The sequence below is a fragment of the Hydrogenophaga sp. genome (genome assembly GCF_030373225.1).
Lineage (GTDB): Bacteria > Pseudomonadota > Gammaproteobacteria > Burkholderiales > Burkholderiaceae_C > Hydrogenophaga.
The window spans coordinates 1-19,957 of sequence record NZ_JAUCZG010000025.1; the positions used below are offsets into that span (position 1 = coordinate 1).

The 19,957-nt window shown below is 64.8% G+C and carries 21 protein-coding genes; 5 read left to right on the forward strand and 16 right to left on the reverse strand.

Annotated features, from left to right (window positions below):
- Window positions 1–160: 160 nt before the first annotated feature.
- The 9 genes from fusA to QUV35_RS13815 form a co-directional block, all read right to left on the reverse strand.
- Complete coding sequence (gene fusA / locus QUV35_RS13775) at window positions 161–2,263, reverse strand: elongation factor G (RefSeq protein WP_300875051.1); 2,103 nt, start codon at window positions 2,261–2,263, stop codon at window positions 161–163.
- 94 nt (window positions 2,264–2,357) lie between these two features.
- Window positions 2,358–2,828 carry a 30S ribosomal protein S7 gene (gene rpsG, locus QUV35_RS13780; RefSeq protein WP_056266870.1) on the reverse strand — a complete coding sequence of 157 codons (471 nt, stop codon included), beginning with the start codon at window positions 2,826–2,828 and terminating at the stop codon, window positions 2,358–2,360.
- Window positions 2,829–2,986: 158 nt separating this feature from the next.
- Entirely contained in the window at window positions 2,987–3,364 is a 378-nt protein-coding gene (rpsL, locus tag QUV35_RS13785) for a 30S ribosomal protein S12 (protein WP_056266875.1), read from the reverse strand.
- 117 nt (window positions 3,365–3,481) lie between these two features.
- The gene (locus QUV35_RS13790) at window positions 3,482–4,588 is read right to left on the reverse strand and encodes a D-alanyl-D-alanine carboxypeptidase family protein (RefSeq protein WP_300875055.1); all 1,107 of its coding nucleotides are present in this window, start codon (window positions 4,586–4,588) and stop codon (window positions 3,482–3,484) included.
- Window positions 4,589–4,711: 123 nt separating this feature from the next.
- Window positions 4,712–5,335: a CocE/NonD family hydrolase gene (locus QUV35_RS13795; RefSeq protein WP_300875058.1), complete on the reverse strand. Its 624-nt coding sequence runs from the start codon at window positions 5,333–5,335 to the stop codon at window positions 4,712–4,714.
- Between the two features lie 45 nt (window positions 5,336–5,380).
- Window positions 5,381–5,719: a (2Fe-2S) ferredoxin domain-containing protein gene (locus QUV35_RS13800; RefSeq protein WP_300875061.1), complete on the reverse strand. Its 339-nt coding sequence runs from the start codon at window positions 5,717–5,719 to the stop codon at window positions 5,381–5,383.
- Between the two features lie 9 nt (window positions 5,720–5,728).
- The gene (locus tag QUV35_RS13805; RefSeq protein WP_300875063.1) at window positions 5,729–6,838 is read right to left on the reverse strand and encodes a VanZ family protein; all 1,110 of its coding nucleotides are present in this window, start codon (window positions 6,836–6,838) and stop codon (window positions 5,729–5,731) included.
- Window positions 6,839–6,842: 4 nt separating this feature from the next.
- The gene (locus tag QUV35_RS13810) at window positions 6,843–7,271 is read right to left on the reverse strand and encodes a CopD family protein (protein WP_300875066.1); all 429 of its coding nucleotides are present in this window, start codon (window positions 7,269–7,271) and stop codon (window positions 6,843–6,845) included.
- A gap of 275 nt (window positions 7,272–7,546) precedes the next feature.
- On the reverse strand, window positions 7,547–8,671 hold the full coding sequence (locus QUV35_RS13815; protein ID WP_300875069.1) for a hypothetical protein: 1,125 nt from the start codon (window positions 8,669–8,671) through the stop codon (window positions 7,547–7,549).
- Between the two features lie 281 nt (window positions 8,672–8,952).
- On the opposite strand from QUV35_RS13815, the gene hemB reads away from it, so the two are divergent.
- Both hemB and QUV35_RS13825 read left to right on the forward strand, forming a co-directional pair.
- A complete protein-coding gene (hemB, locus tag QUV35_RS13820) occupies window positions 8,953–9,954 on the forward strand; it encodes a porphobilinogen synthase (RefSeq protein ID WP_300875072.1) in 1,002 nt (333 codons plus the stop codon).
- 10 nt (window positions 9,955–9,964) lie between these two features.
- Window positions 9,965–11,077, forward strand: a complete 1,113-nt coding sequence (locus tag QUV35_RS13825; RefSeq protein WP_300875075.1) for a magnesium transporter CorA family protein — start codon at window positions 9,965–9,967, stop codon at window positions 11,075–11,077.
- A 15-nt stretch (window positions 11,078–11,092) separates the two neighbouring features.
- Here QUV35_RS13825 and QUV35_RS13830 read toward each other — a convergent pair whose 3' ends face one another.
- Genes QUV35_RS13830 through QUV35_RS13840 form a run of 3 tightly spaced genes read right to left on the reverse strand, consistent with a single transcriptional unit; the run spans window position 11,093 to window position 13,341 of the window.
- Window positions 11,093–12,022 (reverse strand): amidohydrolase, encoded by a 930-nt coding sequence (locus QUV35_RS13830; protein WP_300875077.1) that lies wholly within the window; start codon window positions 12,020–12,022, stop codon window positions 11,093–11,095.
- 6 nt (window positions 12,023–12,028) lie between these two features.
- Window positions 12,029–12,712, reverse strand: coding sequence for a dienelactone hydrolase family protein (locus tag QUV35_RS13835; RefSeq protein ID WP_300875080.1), 684 nt, complete (start codon window positions 12,710–12,712; stop codon window positions 12,029–12,031).
- A 29-nt stretch (window positions 12,713–12,741) separates the two neighbouring features.
- Window positions 12,742–13,341, reverse strand: a complete 600-nt coding sequence (locus QUV35_RS13840) for a 2-hydroxychromene-2-carboxylate isomerase (protein ID WP_300875082.1) — start codon at window positions 13,339–13,341, stop codon at window positions 12,742–12,744.
- Window positions 13,342–13,426: 85 nt separating this feature from the next.
- Between QUV35_RS13840 and QUV35_RS13845 the strand changes: the two genes are divergently transcribed.
- From QUV35_RS13845 to QUV35_RS13855, 3 genes are all read left to right on the forward strand, one after another.
- Window positions 13,427–14,185 (forward strand): SDR family oxidoreductase, encoded by a 759-nt coding sequence (locus tag QUV35_RS13845; RefSeq protein WP_300875085.1) that lies wholly within the window; start codon window positions 13,427–13,429, stop codon window positions 14,183–14,185.
- 88 nt (window positions 14,186–14,273) lie between these two features.
- Entirely contained in the window at window positions 14,274–14,744 is a 471-nt protein-coding gene (locus QUV35_RS13850) for a MaoC family dehydratase (protein ID WP_300875088.1), read from the forward strand.
- A gap of 127 nt (window positions 14,745–14,871) precedes the next feature.
- Window positions 14,872–15,492, forward strand: a complete 621-nt coding sequence (locus QUV35_RS13855) for a MarC family protein (protein ID WP_300875090.1) — start codon at window positions 14,872–14,874, stop codon at window positions 15,490–15,492.
- A gap of 7 nt (window positions 15,493–15,499) precedes the next feature.
- Here the strand turns inward: QUV35_RS13855 and QUV35_RS13860 are convergent, their stop codons facing one another.
- From QUV35_RS13860 to QUV35_RS13875, 4 genes are all read right to left on the reverse strand, one after another.
- Window positions 15,500–16,522, reverse strand: a complete 1,023-nt coding sequence (locus QUV35_RS13860) for a TRAP transporter substrate-binding protein (RefSeq protein ID WP_300875138.1) — start codon at window positions 16,520–16,522, stop codon at window positions 15,500–15,502.
- 17 nt (window positions 16,523–16,539) lie between these two features.
- Window positions 16,540–17,646 carry an aromatic ring-hydroxylating dioxygenase subunit alpha gene (locus QUV35_RS13865; protein ID WP_300875141.1) on the reverse strand — a complete coding sequence of 369 codons (1,107 nt, stop codon included), beginning with the start codon at window positions 17,644–17,646 and terminating at the stop codon, window positions 16,540–16,542.
- Between the two features lie 111 nt (window positions 17,647–17,757).
- Window positions 17,758–18,585 (reverse strand): LuxR C-terminal-related transcriptional regulator, encoded by an 828-nt coding sequence (locus tag QUV35_RS13870; protein WP_300875143.1) that lies wholly within the window; start codon window positions 18,583–18,585, stop codon window positions 17,758–17,760.
- A gap of 41 nt (window positions 18,586–18,626) precedes the next feature.
- Window positions 18,627–19,661, reverse strand: coding sequence for a 2-dehydropantoate 2-reductase (locus QUV35_RS13875; protein WP_300875145.1), 1,035 nt, complete (start codon window positions 19,659–19,661; stop codon window positions 18,627–18,629).
- Between the last annotated feature and the right edge of the window lie 296 nt (window positions 19,662–19,957).

A 19,957-nucleotide genomic window follows, 5' to 3' on the forward strand; every position in this document is an offset into this window, starting at 1 on the left:
TGCCCACGTTCACGTGCGGCTTGGTCCGCTCAAATTTCTCTTTTGCCATTTTTCAATTCCTAAAGAACAAAACCCGTGTCACGGTTTAAGGTCTGCATCACACTGCTGGTTCGCCCCGCACGGGGACAGGGCGGCGCGTGATCGCAGACCGGCTAAAAACTTACTTGGCGCGTGCTGCGACGATGGCTTCGGCCACGTTGCGCGGTGCTTCGGCGTAGTGCTTGAATTCCATCGAGTAGGTGGCGCGGCCTTGCGACATCGAGCGCAGGGTCGTGGAGTAGCCGAACATTTCAGACAGGGGCACCTCGGCCTTGATGGCCTTGCCGCCACCAACCATGTCTTCCATGCCCTGCACCATGCCGCGGCGGCTGGACAGGTCGCCCATCACGTTGCCGGCATAGTCTTCAGGCGTCTCCACCTCCACCGCCATCATGGGCTCGAGAATCACCGGGCTGGCCTTGCGGCAGCCTTCCTTGAAACCGAAGATGGCGGCCATCTTGAAGGCCATCTCGGACGAGTCCACATCGTGGTACGAGCCGAAGTGCAGGGTGACCTTGACGTCGACCACCGGGTAACCGGCCAGCACGCCCGTGGTCAGCGCTTCGATCACGCCTTTTTCCACCGCAGGGATGTATTCGCGCGGCACCACGCCGCCCTTGATGGCGTCGACGAACTCAAAGCCCTTGCCGGCTTCGTTGGGCTCGATCTTGAAGACCACGTGGCCGTACTGGCCCTTGCCGCCCGACTGGCGCACGAACTTGCCTTCCGAATCCTCCACCGTCTTGCGGATGGTTTCGCGGTAGGCCACCTGCGGCTTGCCGACGTTGGCTTCGACGCCGAATTCGCGCTTCATGCGGTCCACCAGGATTTCCAGGTGAAGCTCGCCCATGCCGGCGATGATGGTCTGACCCGATTCTTCGTCGGTCTTGACACGGAAGGAAGGATCTTCAGCGGCGAGGCGCTGCAGGGCGATGCCCATCTTCTCCTGGTCGGCCTTGGTCTTGGGTTCCACGGCCTGCGCAATCACGGGCTCCGGGAAGACCATGCGCTCGAGCATGATGATGGCTTCAGGATCGCACAGGGTTTCGCCCGTGGTCACGTCTTTCAGACCCACGCAGGCGGCGATGTCGCCCGCGCGGATTTCTTCGACTTCCTGGCGGTTGTTGGCGTGCATCTGCACGATCCGGCCGATGCGCTCTTTCTTGCCCTTGATGGGGTTGTAGACGCTGTCGCCTTTTTTCATCACGCCCGAATACACACGCACGAACGTGAGCTGGCCAACGTACGGGTCGGTCATCAGCTTGAATGCCAGGGCCGAGAACTTCTCGTTGTCATCCGGACGGCGGCTGGTGACTTCTTCGTCATCGTCCGTGCCTTTGACGTCTTCGATGTCCACCGGCGAGGGCATGAGCTCGATCACGGCGTCAAGCATGCGCTGGACACCCTTGTTCTTGAACGCCGTACCGCACAACATCGGCTGGATCTCGACCGCCAGCGTGCGCACGCGCAGGCCGTGGGTGATCTCTTCTTCGGTCAGGTCGCCTTCTTCAAGGTACTTGTTCATCAGCTCTTCAGAGGCTTCGGCCGCGGCTTCAACCATCTTCTCGCGCCAGATCTTGGCGGTTTCGAGCAGTTCGGCCGGGATTTCCTGGAACTCGAACTTCATGCCTTGCGACGCTTCGTCCCAGATGATGGCCTTCATCTTGCGCAGGTCGACCACGCCGGTGAAGTGCTCTTCAGCACCGATTGGAATCACGATCGGCACGGGGTTGGCCTTCAGGCGCAGCTTCATCTGCTCGACAACCTTGAAGAAGTTGGCGCCGGTGCGGTCCATCTTGTTCACGAAGGCCAGGCGAGGCACCTTGTATTTGTTGGCCTGGCGCCAGACGGTCTCCGACTGGGGCTGCACGCCACCCACAGCGCAATACACCATGCAGGCGCCGTCAAGCACGCGCATGGAGCGCTCCACCTCGATGGTGAAGTCGACGTGGCCGGGAGTGTCGATGATGTTGATGCGGTGCTCCGGGAAGGACATGTCCATGCCCTTCCAGAAACAGGTGGTGGCAGCCGAGGTGATCGTGATGCCACGCTCTTGCTCCTGCTCCATCCAGTCCATGGTGGCCGCGCCATCGTGAACTTCACCGATCTTGTGGTTGACACCGGTGTAGAACAGGATGCGTTCGGTGGTGGTGGTCTTGCCGGCATCGATGTGCGCGGAAATACCAATGTTGCGATAGCGCTCAAGGGGCGTGATGCGGGACATGGAAATACTCCGAAAAGGGATCGAGCCCGCCACCCCTGGAAATCAAGGGACGCGGGCTCTCGGTGCTGAATGCTCTAAGGGGCGGTGGCCCGGATCAGAAGCGGAAGTGGCTGAAGGCCTTGTTGGCCTCGGCCATGCGGTGGACTTCATCGCGCTTTTTCATCGCGCCGCCACGGCCTTCGGTGGCTTCGATCAGCTCGTTTGCCAGGCGCAGTGCCATGGACTTTTCGCTGCGCTTGCGCGCGGCTTCCTTGATCCAGCGCATCGACAACGCCAGACGACGGACGGGGCGCACTTCAACAGGCACCTGGTAGTTGGCACCACCGACACGGCGGGACTTCACCTCGACCATGGGCTTGACGTTGTTGATGGCCACCGAGAAGATTTCGACCGGGTCTTTGCCGCTCTTCTTCTCGATCTGCTCCAGCGCGCCATAAATGATGCGCTCGGCGACAGCTTTCTTGCCGCCTTCCATGATCACGTTCATGAACTTGGAGAGCTCGACGTTGCCGAACTTGGGATCCGGCAGGATTTCACGTTTAGGGACTTCGCGACGACGTGGCATTTTTTCACCTCATATTGCTTCAGTTGGCACCTTGGCAGGCACCGCGAGGGTCATTGGAACCCTCACTTACTCGACCCACACGGACAATTCCGCGCTTCGGGTCACTACGCTGCATCACCGCGCCACGCGGCGAACAGCACCTTGAATTCGAACCAGGATTACTTGGCCTTGGGCTTTTTCGCACCGTACTTGGAGCGCGACTGCTTGCGGTCTTTCACGCCCTGCAGGTCGAGCGAACCGCGCACGATGTGATAGCGCACACCGGGCAAGTCCTTGACACGACCGCCGCGGACCAGCACGACGCTGTGTTCCTGGAGGTTGTGGCCTTCGCCGCCGATGTAGGAAATGACCTCAAAACCGTTGGTCAGGCGCACTTTGGCAACCTTGCGCAGAGCGGAGTTGGGCTTCTTGGGGGTCGTGGTGTACACACGGGTGCACACACCGCGACGCTGCGGAGAATTTTCCATGGCCGGGCTCTTGGACTTGGTCTTTTCGACCTCCCGGCCGTGGCGCACGAGTTGATTGATGGTTGGCATTGAAAACGTCCCTAAACGTTTGAGAAAAGCGAAAACGGAAAGCTCTTCGGAAAATTCCGAAAAGCCCGCTAATGTAGCACGAGGGTGGGCCCCTGGCAATTCAGTGGCTGCAGGCCTTCACTGGATCCAGAGGCGGATGGCGTCCCAGGCGCGGCCGAAGACGCCGCTTTCTTCGACGGTTTCCATCACCACCAGGGGCACCTCGGCCACCGTCGCGCCGCCGGCCAGGGTCACGCGCAGCGTGCCGAGTGCATCTCCGCGATTGAACGGAGCCACCAGGGGTTCGGGGCGGATCACCTCGGTCTTCAGGCGCGCACCTTCGCCCGCAGGCACGGAAACCACCACCCCTTCCGGGCGTCCAAGCTTGATCTGCTCGGCCTTGCCCTTCCACACGCGGGGAGTGGCCACAGGCTGACCCGCGGGGAACAAACGCACGGCGTCATATGCCGTGTAGCCCCAGTTCAGCAGCTTCTGGGTTTCAGCGGCACGGGCATTTTCGCTGGCGGCCCCGAGCAGGATGCTGATCAGCCGTCGCTGCCCCTGTGGGCCCTCTCCGAGTGCCGCCACCTGCCGCCGCGCTGTGGCGACCAGGCAATAGCCAGCGGCATTGGTGTGCCCCGTCTTCAGACCGTCCACGCTGGGGTCGCGAAACAGCAGCATGTTGCGGTTGGTGTCGTTCGCCGCCGGCGTTCCGGGGTAGCGGTAGCGCTGGATCGCGTAGTACGGCACATAGTCCGGAAAGTCGGTCATCAGCCGGTTGGACAGGATGGCGAGATCGCGGGCGGTCGTTGTGTGACCCGCTTCGGTCAGACCTTCCGGGTTGCGGTAGCCGGTTGAATTCATGCCCAGGGACTTGGCCTGCGCGTTCATGAGTTCGACAAAACGCTCCACCGATCCAGCCACCCCTTCGGCAAGGGCGACCGTGGCGTCGTTGCCCGACTGCACGATCATTCCCTTGACAAGGTCCTCGACCGGCACCTGCATCTTGGGGTCGATGAACATGCGCGAGCCCGGCATTTTCCAGGCGCGTTCGCTCACCCCGAAGGTTTGCGTCAGGCTGATCTTGCCGGACTTGAGTGCATCAAAAACGATGTACGCCGTCATCAGCTTGGTCAGCGAGGCCGGCTCGACGGACTGATCGGGATTCAATGACGCCAACACCTGACCGGAGGTCACGTCCATCAAGAGATAGGCCTTGGCCGCCACCTCGGGGGCTTGTGGCATTTGGGCGGATGCCGGCAGAACCGACCCGCACAGCACGACCGCAGAAAGCAACAGGGCAGAGAAACGACGAAACAAAATCCAGTCCTTCAACGAGAAGCAAAAAAAGAAAACCTGCCTGGCCCGTCAGGCCCGCAGGTGACGCAGCACCAACTCCCGCAACAAGGGAAGCTGACCATGAAAGAAATGGCCTCCACCCGGCACCACCAGAACAGGCAGCACCTGAGGCCGGGCCCAGTCCATCACGCTGGACAGCGGGACCGTGTCGTCCTGCTCCCCATGAACGACCAGGGTTCGGGCATGGAGTTCCGCGTTCACCGGAGCGACGTCGAACCGGCTGGCAGCTGTGCCGACCAGCACCAGATGCTGAAGATCGCGTGAGGCGTGCAGGCTGGCGGCCGCATGACTGGTGACGAACGCGCCGAACGAGAACCCGGCCAGACACAGGGCGCCCTCGCCCGCCTGGGTTGCGACCACAGCCAGAAGATCCTTGAGCTCGCCGCGCCCTTCGTCGTACTGGCCCTCGCTGGCCCCCACACCACGAAAATTGAAACGCACAGCGGTCCAGCCGGCAAGCACACATGCTCGGGCCAGCGTCTGCACCACCTTGTTCGTCAACGTGCCGCCGTGCAGGGGATGTGGGTGCGCAATGACCGCGGTTCCGCGGGGTGTGGCTTCAGGGCGGTCGATGGCCAGCTCGATCAGTCCCGCAGGCCCGGCCATGGTCAGGCTCTCGGTTTGGGCATTCATGTCGGGCCGACCGCGTTCACCCGGACGCAGACACGCTGTGCAGGGTCAACGGCCCACATCGGCGGGCGTCACAAGCCGCTGCACCACCACGCCATCGCGCAGGTGCGATTGAACGATCTCGTCGATGTCGTGCTCGTCGACATACGTGTACCAGACCGCCTCCGGATAGACCACGGCGATCGGGCCTCCCGAACAACGGTCGAGGCAACCCGCCTTGTTCACGCGCACCTTGCCCTCTCCGAGCAGGCCCATCGATTTGGCCTGTGACTTGCAGCGATCGAATGCAGCCTGCGCTTTGTGTTGCGCGCAGGAGGCCTCACCACTGTCACGCTGGTTGAGGCAGAAAAAGATGTGGCGCTCGTAATAAGACTTGTTTTCAATCATCCCCGGATTCTAGTTGGCGTGTGTGGGAGTGGCGGTCGAGCGCGACACCGCCAGCAGGCCAAACACGAGAGCGGCAAATGGCCACATCCAGCCCAGCCATTGGGAGAGCCCGTGGAAACGGATGAAGCGTCCTTGCTCCCAGACTTCGAGCGACTGCGCGAAATAGGGGCTGATGGGCGCTCCGTTGAGCAAGGCAAGAGAGACAGCCAGACACAGCAGCATGACCACGTTGCACATCCTGCGAGGCATCAGGACACACGACACGCCCACCACCACAGCAAGGATCAGACCCAGCTGCGCCTGCGGCGTGAGCCAGGCCCATGCGTGGTCCGGGCCGTAGGTCAGTGCGGCTGACAAGCCCGCGACGCAGACGGCACCCGCCACGACAAGGCCGCAGAAAAACAGCCGGCGGATCCTCGATCGCATGTCTGCGTAGCCCATGAGCAGAGGCGTCAGCACGCACAAGCCTATGCAAAACGCCTCGGCCAGAGGACTCAAAGGCGCCGGCGCCGTCTGGCGGACGGGGACCCAGGAGAGAAACGGCGTGTCCATCAACAACGTCGTGAGCGCATCTTCCAGGCGATCACGGACTTGCCCCAGTCCGAACGGCACGGGCTGCGGGTACAGCAAGGCAAACGGCCACAGCGCCAACAGCACGAGTCCCCCATGGGCAGAAGGCTCAAACCAGTTGGCCCGGATCTGGCTCCAGCGGCGCAGGGCGCCCAACCACTCGATCAACATCGCGAGTGCGACCCCCAGTGCGGCGCCAAGGGCGTTCAGCGCCAGATCAACGTTGGAAGGCACCCGCATGGGCAGGTAGCTCTGAAGCATCTCCACGGCCAGCGACAGCAGCACCGGAAGCGCCAGGGCCACCAGCCAGGCCCACTGCCCCACGCCAGAGCGCCGCAGGGCCAGTGCCAGCAGAAAGCCCAGCGGGGCATATCCCACCAGATTGGAGGCGATGTCGAATCCGGTCCAGTACTGGGGCAAAGGCGCCTGCAGGAAAGCCAGCGGCACCACACCCTGGTCGCGCCACCCTGTGAACGGGTAGAGGCTGGCATACACCACCATGCCGGCGAAAAGCAACGCCAGCGGCCAGGCGGAGGTGCGTGCTTTCAAAGCATCAGAAAGGCTTGACGACCACCAGAACCACCGCCATCACGAGCAGGATCACGGGAGCCTCGTTGAACCATCGGTACCAGACATGGTTGCGGCGGTTGGCGCCCTGGGAAAACCGCTTGAGCATCACACCGCAGGTGTGGTGATAGGCCAGCGCGAGCACCACCACCACCAGCTTGGCGTGCATCCAGCCATTGCCCGCGCCCAGACCGATTCCATAACCCAACCAGAGCCACAGGCCCAGTGCCACTGCGGGTACCGCCAGCAGGCTGGTGAAACGCATCAGCTTGCGCGCCATGAGGAGCAAGCGCTCACGTTCCGCGAGGCTCTCGGCCGGCACCATGGCCAGGTTCACGAAAATCCTGGGCAGGTAAAAAAGGCCGGCAAACCAGCTGGCCACGAAAACGATATGGAAGGATTTGACCCAAAGCATGGGGGCAGTGTAGCCCCCGTTCAGAGCCGGTTGTGCGTTCTCGCCAATGGCCTCTGGCGGGTAACGGGACAAAAAAAACCCGGCCGTTTGGACCGGGTCGGGAAGCCTTTTTGCTGTCACACACCAAGGCACCCGCTCAGGGAGGAAAAGCGGGGAGCCGCCTTGCGGCGGCCCAACGGCATGGTACACCAAACAAATCGGATATCCAACTTTGACCTGTCAACCTTGACATTGCTGACATTCCAGACCGACCAGCGCCGCAGGATCGAACCGGTCTACATCATCTTGGCCAGCTCGAACATCACGGCCGTGCCGAGCGCTTCGCGGATGTTGCCGCGCCCCACCTTGGCCATGGACAGTTCGCCAAAACCGGACATGTCGAAAGAGCTGTCGTCGGGAGAAATTTCCACGAACGGAAATTCGAAAACCTCGCGCAGCAGCTCGCGCCGGAACATGTCGAACGCTTCACCCTTGATTTCCGAGTCCACGATGATGAGGTTGGGCATGCGACTTCGAAGCGCCTGGCGCGCCTGTTCGAAATCGACCACGCTGTCGGACATCACGCCGATCTCCCGCAGGGCGTCCCGGATGTCGGCGCGAATCTGCAGTGTCGGAGAGATCGTCAACACATAAATGCCGGAGAGCGACTTGAACATCGACGAGTGATCGTCCGAGAGTTCAACAGCGGAAATGCCGTCCACAGCCTGCACGGTGCGCGTGAACAAGGCTGTGAAACTCACACCATCGTCGGTGACTTCGCGACTGATCTCGATGCCGCCAGCGGTCTGCGCAATCTGGCGGATGAGCACCCAACTCAGGCTGTCGAGCATCGCAACGCTGGAAGGAGGAGCACCGTCGTTCGACACCCGAACCTGCAGTCGCGCGTGTTTGGGCCAGGCGTTCATGTCCATGCGCACGTCGATGCGGTTGCCGAATGGCAGGCCCCAGTCGAGCACTGCGTTGACGAATGTGTAGGCCACCGTCGGGTCCACCAGCACTTCCACCGGCTTGAGCTTGCGGCGCAGCTCGATGCCGAGCACACCCAACTCGACCTTGCGGTCCTGAAGAATGCCCTCGACCAACTGAGCCATGTCCACCTTCTCGTGCGACTGACGGATTCGTCCGCCATAGAAGCGGTGGATCTGCTGCGTGCTGACGCCAGCCATTTTCAGGCGCTGGGTGGGGATGCTCAGGGAACGGTGTTCAGCAGAGGTGATGCGATCCTTGGCCAGCAGCTGGTCGATGCTGTTCTGGAGTGCGCTGACTCCCTCGGTGATCTGGTCGGCCAGGCCCGCCACCAGTTCGGGCCAGTGCGCTTCCAGTGACCAGGGTTGTTCGGCATGGCCACCCGGCTTTGCGGCTGCGGGGGCGCTGGCATGGTTCTTTTTGACAGAAAGCATGGTCGGTGGACAGGTTCGGTAAAGCGGGAACGTGCGTTTCGCAACGGTCTGAAGGAGGGCTCGCAAATAGCCACAAGTCTTCAGAAGAGGCCGGGCAAATGTTGCAAATTGCAATTATCACGACCGATTCGTGCTGGAACCGTGGGGGGGTATCAATCATTTCTTCTTACCGTGGACTTCAACACAATGCCGGCACCTTTGAATCCACCAATGCCACGAATGGCCGGCCGACCGGGCCAGGGCGACACCCGCAAGGGCTGGCTGTTTGCCACAATAGCCTGATGCACAACCCCGCCCCCTACCCCTTCAGCCGCCCCCGACGCCTGCGCCGGGACCCGTTCACCCGCGACCTGGTGCGCGAGAACCGGCTGAGTCCGGCCGATCTGATCTACCCGGTGTTCGTGCTGGATGGCTCGGGCCGTCGCGAAGCCGTGGGCTCAATGCCGGGCGTCGAGCGCCTGAGCCTGGATCTGTTGTTGCCGGTGGCCGAGGACTGCGTGGCGCTGGGCATTCCGGTGATGGCCTTGTTTCCCGTGATCGACCAATCGCTGAAGACGCCCGACGGCCGGGAAGCACTGAACCCTGAAGGCCTGGTGCCGCGCGTGGTTCGTGAGCTGAAAAAGCGGTTTCCCCAACTCGGCGTGATGACCGATGTGGCGCTCGACCCCTACACCAGCCATGGCCAGGACGGCCTGCTGGACGACAACAACTACATCCTGAACGACCCCACGGTGGAGATTCTGGTGAAGCAGGCGGTGAACCAGGCGCAGGCGGGCGTGGACATGGTCGCACCCAGCGACATGATGGACGGCCGCATCGGCGCCATTCGCACCGCACTTGAAGCCAACGGCCTGGTGCACACGAAGATCATGGCCTACAGCGCGAAGTACGCCAGTGCTTTCTACGGTCCGTTCCGCGACGCGGTGGGCTCGGCTGCCAACCTGGGCAAGGCCGACAAGAAGGTCTACCAGATGGACCCGGGGAACTCCAACGAAGCACTGCGCGAAGTGGCACTGGACCTGGCCGAAGGCGCCGACATGGTCATGGTCAAACCCGGCATGCCTTACCTGGACATCGTGCGCCGGGTGAAAGACGAATTCGCGGTGCCCACCTTCGCTTACCAGGTCAGCGGCGAGTACGCCATGCTCAAGGCCGCCGCCATCAACGGCTGGCTGGACCACGATGCGGTGATGATGGAGAGCCTGCTGGCTTTCAAGCGCGCAGGCGCCGACGGCGTGCTGACCTATTTCGCGCGCGACGCAGCCCGCCTGCTGCGCGGCTGAGCGCCCGTCCATGCGCGTCTTCCACATCCTGCCCGGCTCGGTGAGCGAGTCGGCGAGCCTGCCGATGGTGATGCCCGGCAAGGGCTACCTGTGGATCGCCTGCGGTCGGCGCGAGTTCGAGCTGGAGCAGGGCGCGGTGCAAAGCACCCTGCAGGTGCTTTGCGGCATGACGCTGGTGGACCTGCACCTCTCCGACCTGCTCAACAACCAGTTGCCCTCGCACTACGACTACACCTCGCAATACGACATCCTGGTGTTCCGTCGTCTGGCGGCCGGTCACAGCGAAACCGACCTCGCCCACCCGGGCACGGTGCTGACACACTCGACCAAGCGTGGCGGGCCTCCGGTGCTGCGTCGCATCGACACCAGCCCGGTCGGCTTCGCGGTTTTCGAACGCGTGTTGCTGACCGTGCACCCGGCCGGCTGCCTGGTTCTGGACCAGTATGCCGCGCGGCTGAACTCGGCCGCCTCCGCCGCCTCGCGGGCCGCCGGCGTGCATTTGCCGCCCAGCCCGGCCGATCTGATGCTGCGCATCATCAACCAGATGGTGGATGGCTACCTTGAACTGCGGCGTGAACTCACGCGCCAGCTGGACCACTGGCAGGCCGAACTGCTGCACCCGAAGGCCCGCTTCAGCAACTGGGGGTCGCTGCTGGACGCTCGCATTTCGCTGCACCAGCTTGACGAAATCTGCGAAGACCAGCGCTCGGCCATCCAGGACTGGATCGAGGCACTGGCCACCTGGGAGCCCAACGACCACCACGGTGGTCAACGGGGGCTCGAACTGCTGAAGGTGCGCTCGCGCGATGTGCTCGAACACATCGAGCGGGTGGTGCACCATGTGCGCCGGCTCGAGCAGAACGCCGAGACCGCGGTTCAGATGCATTTTTCAGCGCAGAGCAACCGCACCAACGACATCATGCGCACGCTCACCGCGCTCACCGCCATCTTTCTGCCGCTGAACCTGATCGCGGGCATCTTCGGCATGAATTTCGAATTCATCCCGCTGCTTCATCAGCAGACCGGGTTCTGGTGGGCCCTCGGTTCGATGGCACTGACCGCCGCGGTGCTGGGCGTGCTGTTCTGGCGCAAGCGTTACCTGGTGCGCTCGCCGGGGCGCTGAGTCCCCGCCCGCCACTCACCGCGCCGGCGTGGCCACACCAAACGTCTTCGCGCCGTTGTCCCAGGCAATGCGCCGCGCCACATCGGCCGGCAGACCGCCCAGCCAGGTGCGGTAGCCCTGCATGAGCTCACCGTAGTACAGCCAGCGCTGGTTGACCCAGGTGTCGGAGCCGATCATGAAACGACCGGGGTACTTGAGCAGCAGGGCGCGCCAGTCGGGGCAGAGTTGCCCATCGCCGCAGGTAAGGCCCGGTCGGTACGAGAGCTCACCCATCAACGCCGGATAACGCGCGAACAGTTCGTCCACCCGCTGCGCGGGCGTACCACCAATGCCCGTGTGCGCCCAGATCAGGCGAAAGTCCCGATGTTGCGATGCTGCGCGATCCGCGCTGGCCGCTTTCGTGTGGGCCATCAGCAAATCGATCGCCACGTCGTCCACGTGCGCCAGGATCGCAAGGCCTTTTTCTTCGGCCAGCGCCATGAGTTGCCTGGCCACCGGTCCGTTGGCATTCGCGCTGTCGTAGAGGTGGAACTCCCCCAGGCCCCGGTAGGGCCCGGCCGGCGTGCCGCGCGCGAGTTCTGCGTTCACCATGTCCACGATGGTCGGGTCGCGGAACCAGTTGCTGTAGTCGGCGCGGTTGCGGTAGAGGCGCACGAAGGGCACCACGGTCACGCCGGCCGCGCGCGTCAGATCGGTTGCGCTGGCCAGGGCAAAGGTGCCGTCATTGGGCCGCGAATTGGCAATGATGGCGCGCACGCCGCTCTTGTTCATGCGCTCCAGCACGTCGGCCTTGGGGTGCGGGCAGCCGGGGGACGGTGCCGTGTGCACACAGGCTTCGTCGTTGTAATGCAGGTGGGCGTCGAACAGCGGACCGCTGTAGTCGGCCGCCGCCACCGAGCCCACCCAGGCCATCCCGAGACACACGAGCAGGCTGGCGCGGCGCATCGGCGTTCAGCTCAGGTGCTGCGCGAAAAACGCCAGCGTGCGCTCGCGCGCCAACCGGGCTGCGGCTTCGTTGTAGGAGCCGCGCTGGTCGCAGTTGAAGCCGTGGTTGGCCTCGTAGACATGCACCGTCACGCCGGGCTGTGCCCGCTGGAAGACCTCGACCGTGTCCATCGGGATCCAGTGATCCTGATCGCCGAAGTGAACCATCACCGGCACGGTCGGCGCGCGTGCGGCATCGGCCGCAGCTGTCATGCCACCGCCGTAGTAGGGCACCGCAGCGGACAGTCCATCCAGCGTGCAGGCCGCGCGCCAGGTGAGCAAGCCGCCCCAGCAATAGCCGACGATGCCGACCTTGCCGGCCTGGGCCGCGTGGTCGATGGCGGCCTGGATGTCGGCCATCACGCCGGGCGGGGGCAGGCCCTCTGCCGCGGTCTTGAAGCCGAAACCGGCGTTCATGTCGGCCTCGGTGTAGCCCAGTTCCACGCCGGGCTGCACGCGATGGAAGGTGGCGGGTGCCACCACAAGGTAACCATCGGCCGCGTAGCCGTCGGCCACCGACCGGATGTGCGAGTTCACGCCGAAGATTTCCTGCAGCACGACCAGTCCCCCCTTGGGCGGGCCGGAGGGTTCTGCCACGTAGGCAGAGAAAGTTGTGCCGTCGGCGGACTTGAGTTCGATCGTCTGTCCCATGGAAGCTCTCCTGGTGTCGGTTGAAGGATTCAGGCCCGCAGTTTGCGCGCCACGAAGTCCAGGCGGTCCTGGCCCCAGAACAGTTCTCCGTCGATCAGGTAGCTGGGTGCACCGAACACCTGCGCATCGATCGCTGCCTGGGTCTGTTCCTCGTAGCGTGCCTGCACCTCGGGTTGTTGCGACTGCGCCAGCCGCGCTGCGTCCAGACCGCATTCTGCAAGCAAGGCAGCCAGCACGTCCATGGACGCGATGTCGCGTTCCTGCGCCCAGACGGACTTCATCACCGCGCCCGTGAGGCGCATCGCCGCTTCCTCGCCGTCGTGCATGGCAACGGCCGTGATCAGGCGCGCCGACGGATCGCCCGCCACCGGGAAGAAACGCGGCTCGGGATGCAAAGGCATGGCCAGCGCATGGCTGAAACGGCGCAGCTCCAACAGCCGGTAGGCCTGGCGCTGGGGCGCGCGCTTGGGCAAGGGCAGACCGCCGGAGAGCGGGAAGATCTTGCCCAGGTCCATGGGCAAGACACGCACGCTGGCGCCGGTCTCGCGCAACAGGGCTGCAAACCGCTCGTGGCCGAGATAGGCCCAGGGACTCTGGGGGGCAAAGAAGTAGTCGACTGCGCGACGCATGGCGGTCTCCTCGGGCTGTTGTAATGGCCGGATGTGGTAGCCCCGAGTTGTACGCGATGCCACCACTTCATGCAGGAGACAGGTTATGGACAAGGCGAGTGGCCGGGTGCTGCTGGTCACCGGCGGCGGGCGCGGCATCGGTGCGGCCACCGCACGGCTGGCGGCCGCGCAGGGCTGGGCGGTGGCGGTGAACTACACCGCGAATTCGCTGGCCGCCGACGAGGTGGTGCGCAGCATCCGCGACCTCGGCGGCACGGCCATCACCGTGCAGGCCGATGTGGCCGACGAGGGCCAGGTGCTGGCGATGTTTCAGAAGATCGACGCCAAGCTCGGGCGCCTCAACGGCCTGGTGAACAACGCCGGCGTGGTAGATGTGAGCGCGCGCCTTGACGAGATGAGCCTGGCGCGCATCAGGCGCATGTTCGACATCAACGTGATCGGCTCGCTGCTGTGCGCACGCGAAGCGGTGCGCCGCATGAGCACGAAACACGGCGGCGAAGGCGGTGCGATCGTCAACGTGTCCAGCGCGGCGTCGCGCCTGGGCTCACCCGGGCAGTACGTGGACTACGCCGCGGCCAAGGGCGCCATCGACGCCTTCACCATCGGGCTGGCCAAGGAAGTGGCGGCCGAGGGCATTCGGGTGAACGCGGTGCGGCCGGGCCTGATCGAGACCGGTATCCACGCGTCGGGCGGCTTGCCCACGCGGGTGCGCGACCTGCAGCACCTGGTGCCCATGCAGCGCGGCGGCACGGCCGACGAGGTGGCGCAGGCCATCGTCTGGTTGCTCTCGGACGCGGCGAGTTACACCACCATGAGTTTGCTGGACGTGTCCGGAGGACGATGATGGACAACCCCCACGCTGCGCCGCTGCGCGGGTCGCTGCCCCCAAAGGGGGCGCTTTTCGCCTTGGGGCGGCCCGGCGGCGAAAAGACATGAATACATCACACATCAAGTACTGGTGGGAAGACCTGGAGGTCGGCGAAACCCGCGACCTCGGCACCGTCACCCCGACCGAAGAAGAGACCGTGGCCTTCGCCCGCCAGTTCGACCCGCAACCGTTTCACCTGGACCACGAAGCCGCGAAGAACTCGGTGTTCGGCGCGTTGAGTGCCAGCGGCTGGCACACCTGCGCCATGGCCATGCGGCTGATGGTAACGAACTTCCTGAGCGAAAGCTCCAGCCTCGGATCGCCCGGCCTGGACAGCCTCAAATGGCTCAAGCCCGTGTTCCCCGGCGACACGCTGCGCCTGCAGCACACCATCCTGGAAAAACGCGCCATGAGCAAACGGCTGGACGTGGGCCTGGTGCGAACCAGCTGGGAGATGTTCAACCAGCATGGGGACAAGGTCCTGTTCATGGAGGGCTACGGCATGTTCCGCCGCCGTGAACCCGGGCAGCCGTAGCCCGCACGCTGCGCCGGCACGGGAGGTGCCTCATCCAGGGCAGGCGAGGACCCGGCTTCGCCGCTCCCGGCGTGCGCCCCCTCGAGGGGGACGCGCGCAGCGCGGCGGGGGTGGGTCACAATCCATCATGGATTTCAAGCCGCTCATCACCCTGCTGGCCATCGTCAACCCGCTGGCGATCGTGCCTTTTTTCATTCACTACACGCAGGGCTTCAGCCGCAAGCAGCGGCGGCGCACGGTGCTGATCTCATCGGTGAGCGCCTTTGCGGTCATCGCCACCTGTGCGCTGATCGGTCTGCAGATCCTCGAGTTCTTCGGCATCTCGCTGGCCAGTTTTCAGGTCGGTGGCGGCATGCTGCTGCTGACCTCGGCGCTGGCCATGCTCAACGCCCAACCCGCCGAGGCCAAGACCAACGAAATGGAAGTCAACGACGCATCGGCGCGCGCCTCGATCGCCGTGGTGCCGCTCACCATTCCGCTGCTCACCGGCCCGGCCACCATGTCCACCGTGGTGATCTACGCCGACCAGGCCAAGACCTTTTTCCAGCACGCTGCGCTGGTCGGCTACGGCGTGGTGATCGCGCTGGCCACCGCCATCTGCTTCACCATGGCCGAGCCCATTGCGCGCTTCCTGGGCCAGACCGGCATCAACGTGATGACGCGGCTGATGGGTTTGATCCTCGCCGCCCTGTCGGTGGAGGTGATGGCCACCGGCCTCGTGAAGTTGTTCCCCGCACTGGCCGGCTAGGGTCGGCTCACTTCAGCTTCTGCGTTTCGGCGCGGAATTCGGCCAGCACGGCGCGGGCGTTCTTCAGTCCGCGGGCTTCGGCTGCCGTCACCCACTTGTCTTCGAGCGCGGCCTGCTTGGCCCTGACTTCGCCCACGAAGGCATCGCTGGCCATCTGGCGCTGAACCCCGGTGGTTTTCTGGATGTCGCGGGAAGCGGCGTCGGTGCGGTCCCAGCCGGCGCCGAACAGGCGGGCCGCGGCTTCGCCCGAGACCTTGTCGATGGCGGCCTTCTCTTCGGGCTTGAGCGAGTCGTACTTCGCCTGGTTCATCATGAAGACGAAGCTGGTGTTGTAGAGACCACCAGGGAAGGTGGTGGCGTACTTCACCATCGACAGGCGCATCGACTGCAGCGATTCGTCGGGGAAGAAGGTGCCGTCCATCACGCCGGTGGACAGCAGTTCGAACGAGTCGGTGGCGGGCTTGAGCGTGGTGTTCCAGCCCATGGACTTGGAGAGCTCGTTGATGTTGCCGCCGCCGATGCGGAACTTCAGCTTGGCCGCGTCGGCCGAGCTGGTGACCGGTTGTTTGACAGTGAAGATGATGCCCGGGCCGTGCGTGAACACCGCCAGCGGTTTCACGCCCCGGTGTTCACCCAGCGGCGCGAAGTACTTGTTGTAGATGCGCTGGTAGGCCACCGAGGTGGTGGTGGAGCTGTCGCCCAGGAACGGGAATTCAGCAACCTGGGTGAAGATGAAGCGACCGGGCGTGTAGCCATCGACCGTGAAGGACACGTCGGCCAGACCGTCGCGCACCGCGTCGAAGGTGCCGGGTGGCGCCGACACCGCCTTGGGCAGCAGGTTGCACTTCACACTGCCCCTGGTTTCCTTCTCCACCGCTTCACACCACTGGTTTTGCGCCATGGTGGCGCCATGCGAGGGCGGCAGCCAGGTGGAAACCGAAAGCACGGTCTGCGCCTGGGCGAATGAAGCGCCGGTGAGCGCGGCCAGGGCCAGCGCGGTGCGGGTCCAGCGGAATGAAGTCGGGGTCATGGAATGTCTCCTTGTTGTCAGGTGATGGGAACGGGGTGGGACGCGGGAAGGGATGCGGACAGGCCATCGCGGGGGCTGGCCTGCTCGGCCTGCACACGCTGTTCGAGCAGGCGCCGGAACTGGATGAGTGCGGCGTCCATGGCCAGCGGCAACATGGGCAGGCCGGGCTTGAGCACCAGGTTGCGGTGCTGGGCGCTGATCATGTCGCGGTCTTCGTTGAAGGCCACCAGCAGGCTGTTGAAGATGCTCTCGGTCACGCTGGCATCGCCCTCGTCGGCGCGGTGCGACTGCTGGAAGAAATAGTGCGTGGTCGTCTCGGTCTCGGGCGTGAGGGTCTGGCAGCTGTGCAGGCGCACCGACTGGCTGCTGTCTTCACCCTGCGTGCCGGTGGGCCGGCCGCCGGAGTGCATCAGCAGCGTGCCGGGCAGCAGGAAGTCGTAGATGAACCAGCGGTCCAGGTTCGTGCTGAACTCGCGGAACTTTCGGTAGAAGGGCGGCGGCGGCACGTCGTTCACCCGCCGGGTGACCTTGATGCCCATCTGCGGCCAGTCGGCGTTGGCGCCGGACACCGGCTCGATGTCGGGGCGGGCCTGCGCGATCTGGGTGGAGCCGCCCAGCGTCTTCTCGTGCACATAGCTCAGGTGCGAAAAATCCAGCAGGTTGTCGCAGATCAACAGGTAGGGCGTGTCGTAGTGCAGGTAGCCGGGCTTGTGCTGCCAGTCGGGGTGCTCGCACGAAAAGTTGTCGGGCAGCAAGGCCGGGTCGGCCAGCGCCGGCTCACCCATCCAGACAAACACCCAGTTGTTCTGCTGCACCACCGGGTAGCTGCGCACCCGGGCTTTGGCAGGCACCACCGCAATGCCCGGCGCCTGCACGCAGGCCCCGTGCGGATCGAACATCAGGCCGTGGTAGCCGCAGCGCACACAGTCACCCTCGCGCCGGCCCTTGGACAGCGGTGCCTGGCGGTGGCAGCAACGGTCCTCGAGCGCCACCAGCGTGCCGTCGTCCAGCCGGTAGACGAGCACCGGCTCGCCCAGCACGGTGCGGGTGAACAGCTCGGGCGAGCCGGCGGCGGGAATCTCGTGACCCCAGGCAATCACATACCAGCAGTTGCGCAGCCACATGGGCAGCTCCTTCTCGGGTGGTCTCCAGCCAGCATGCTAGGGGTGTCCTGTGAGCGGCCTGTCCCCTTCGAGGGGGATGGACGCGGGTATCGGCACGGTCTGGCTGCGGCCTCAGTTCACCCAGCGCGCGAGACCCATGCGGTGCGCAGGCAGGCCCTGCTCGGCCAGCTTGAGATAGGCGCGCTTTCGCAGGGTGACGACGGTCGAGGGTGCGATGTCGAGTTCGGCGGCGATGCCGTCTGCGCTGATGCCGCAGGCGATGCGCGCGCACACCGCCCGTTCGCGCGGCGACAGGCGCGGCGCGCCGTGCTCGAGCCGGTCGGCGGCGCTGGCGACCCGGGCGCACAGGTCGGCCGTGGCATCGGCAGCCCGCAACGACGCGTGGTGGGCCTGGCGCAGCAGGGGCGCCAACGCCAGCAGCTGCTCGATCTCGGGCGCCTGAAACAGGCCCTGGCGCTCGTCCCGGTAGAGGTGGATGGCGTGCACCACGCCGGGTGCGGGCGCGTGCAGCAGGCTGAAGCGCTCGGTCAGGCGCTCGCGCACGTAGATGTCGTCGCGCCAGCCGGCCACCGGCAGTTCGTCGGCCCGGCAGTGCAGCGCGGCCACCTCGCGCGCCGGGCGACGACCCACCTGCTCGGCCAGGTGCATCACCGCATCGCTCTGGTAGTAGCTGCGGCGGTAAATGGCAAAACACTCGGCCACCACATCGCGGTCGTGGGTGTGGTCCGAACAGCCCTGCACCAGTTCGGGCATCACCTCCTGGCGCTGGCGGCGGAATTCCACCAGCGAGAGGTATTCAACCGGCACCACCTGCTTGATGGCGAACAGCAGGCGCTGTGCACTGGCGGGGCCGGCGGCCACGTCGAGCAAGGCAGCCACGGCCGCCCCGTTGAGCGGGTGACCAGGGTGTGGCGTGTCGAGGGACCAGGTGGAGGGCATGCGGACCATTCTTCAGCCGGCGGCCCCGCCCTCCTACCGGATTAACCCTGTTTCGGCTCGGGCTGGGGAGGCTGGGGATAGAGGCCGAGCGTCTGCGCCTGCAGGCGCGACAGGCCCAGCAGCGCATCGGTGAACGGCGTGGGCACGCCGGTGAGCTGGCCGAGTTCGCGCACCACGGTCACCAGCGCGTCGAGCTCCACCGGCTTTCTCGCCGTGACGTCCTGCAGCATCGAGGTCTTGAAGGCGCCGAGCTTGAGCGTGACCGCGTGGCGGTCTTCGGGCTGCTGGTCGATCGGGATGCCGATGCGTGCGCCGATGGCCCGGGCTTCCAGCATCACGCTGCTGATGAAGCCGCGCACCAGGTCGTCGCCCAGGATGCGGTCGGTGGTGGCGCCGGTGAGCGCGCTCACCGGGTTCACCGTCATGTTGCCCCAGAGCTTGTACCAGACGTCCTTCTGGATCTGCGGCGACACGGTGGCGTTGAGCCCGGCACGCTGCAGCAGTTCGGCCAACGCGGCCACGCGCTCGGTGGCTTCGCCCGAGGGCTCGCCGATGATCAGACCGTTGCCGAAGTGGTGGCGGATGACGCCGGGCGCATCGACGGAACAGCTGGCGTGCACCACGCCGCCGATGACGTTGCGCGCCGGGATCGACCGGTCGATGCCGCCGCCGGGGTCGACCGAGGTCAGCCGGGTGCCGGCGCGCTCGCCGCCGAAGCCGTTGAAGAACCACCAGGGCACGCCGTTCATGGCGGTGAGCACCACCGTGTGGCGGCCGATCAGCGGGGCGATGCCGCGCGCCACCTCGGCCAGGGCCGGCGCCTTCACCGCGACGATGACCAGGTCCTGCACACCCAGGGCCGCCGCGCTGCTGGAGGCTTCCACCGGCGCGCCGATGAGACGGCCGTTCTCGTGCAGTTGAAGGCCATCGCGCTGGAGTGCCGCGAGCGTGTCGCCGCGGGCGAGCGCGCTGACGATGCAGCCGGTGTGCGACAGCAGCACGCCGAGCCAGCCGCCGATGGCGCCGGCACCGACGATGGCGACCCGGGCAAAAAGGTCAGGGTTGTTTGCATTCATGCGGGGCACCTGTGTGAAAAAACCCGGCCGGCCGAACCCGGACGGACCCCGGCTGCAGTTCCCATGCCGGTCGGCCGATTATCCGGCTGACCCCGGGCCACAGGTCGCCCGAACGCGGGAACAGCACTGCTCAAGGCCGTCAATTGCGGCTAAAGGATGCAACCAGCCAGACCGATACACACACAGCAGCTGATTTCATGCTGCCGTTGGATGGTTTTCTGCGATCGCGACACTGGCCCATGGGCAGGTTCGCCGCGCCAGCGACAGGTCCGACGCCACCCTCGAACGGTCGTGAC

Excerpts from the sequence above, each read along its gene's own strand:
- fusA (WP_300875051.1), bottom strand. The coding sequence starts at position 2,263 with ATGTCCCGCATCACGCCCCTTGAGCGCTATCGCAACATTGGTATTTCC.
- rpsG (WP_056266870.1), bottom strand. The coding sequence starts at position 2,828 with ATGCCACGTCGTCGCGAAGTCCCTAAACGTGAAATCCTGCCGGATCCC.
- rpsL (WP_056266875.1), bottom strand. The coding sequence starts at position 3,364 with ATGCCAACCATCAATCAACTCGTGCGCCACGGCCGGGAGGTCGAAAAG.
- QUV35_RS13790 (WP_300875055.1), bottom strand. The coding sequence starts at position 4,588 with ATGCCACAAGCCCCCGAGGTGGCGGCCAAGGCCTATCTCTTGATGGAC.
- QUV35_RS13795 (WP_300875058.1), bottom strand. The coding sequence starts at position 5,335 with ATGAATGCCCAAACCGAGAGCCTGACCATGGCCGGGCCTGCGGGACTG.
- QUV35_RS13800 (WP_300875061.1), bottom strand. The coding sequence starts at position 5,719 with ATGATTGAAAACAAGTCTTATTACGAGCGCCACATCTTTTTCTGCCTC.
- QUV35_RS13810 (WP_300875066.1), bottom strand. The coding sequence starts at position 7,271 with ATGCTTTGGGTCAAATCCTTCCATATCGTTTTCGTGGCCAGCTGGTTT.
- QUV35_RS13815 (WP_300875069.1), bottom strand. The coding sequence starts at position 8,671 with ATGCTTTCTGTCAAAAAGAACCATGCCAGCGCCCCCGCAGCCGCAAAG.
- hemB (WP_300875072.1), top strand. The coding sequence starts at position 8,953 with ATGCACAACCCCGCCCCCTACCCCTTCAGCCGCCCCCGACGCCTGCGC.
- QUV35_RS13825 (WP_300875075.1), top strand. The coding sequence starts at position 9,965 with ATGCGCGTCTTCCACATCCTGCCCGGCTCGGTGAGCGAGTCGGCGAGC.
- QUV35_RS13830 (WP_300875077.1), bottom strand. The coding sequence starts at position 12,022 with ATGCGCCGCGCCAGCCTGCTCGTGTGTCTCGGGATGGCCTGGGTGGGC.
- QUV35_RS13835 (WP_300875080.1), bottom strand. The coding sequence starts at position 12,712 with ATGGGACAGACGATCGAACTCAAGTCCGCCGACGGCACAACTTTCTCT.
- QUV35_RS13840 (WP_300875082.1), bottom strand. The coding sequence starts at position 13,341 with ATGCGTCGCGCAGTCGACTACTTCTTTGCCCCCCAGAGTCCCTGGGCC.
- QUV35_RS13845 (WP_300875085.1), top strand. The coding sequence starts at position 13,427 with ATGGACAAGGCGAGTGGCCGGGTGCTGCTGGTCACCGGCGGCGGGCGC.
- QUV35_RS13850 (WP_300875088.1), top strand. The coding sequence starts at position 14,274 with ATGAATACATCACACATCAAGTACTGGTGGGAAGACCTGGAGGTCGGC.
- QUV35_RS13855 (WP_300875090.1), top strand. The coding sequence starts at position 14,872 with ATGGATTTCAAGCCGCTCATCACCCTGCTGGCCATCGTCAACCCGCTG.
- QUV35_RS13860 (WP_300875138.1), bottom strand. The coding sequence starts at position 16,522 with ATGACCCCGACTTCATTCCGCTGGACCCGCACCGCGCTGGCCCTGGCC.
- QUV35_RS13865 (WP_300875141.1), bottom strand. The coding sequence starts at position 17,646 with ATGTGGCTGCGCAACTGCTGGTATGTGATTGCCTGGGGTCACGAGATT.
- QUV35_RS13870 (WP_300875143.1), bottom strand. The coding sequence starts at position 18,585 with ATGCCCTCCACCTGGTCCCTCGACACGCCACACCCTGGTCACCCGCTC.
- QUV35_RS13875 (WP_300875145.1), bottom strand. The coding sequence starts at position 19,661 with ATGAATGCAAACAACCCTGACCTTTTTGCCCGGGTCGCCATCGTCGGT.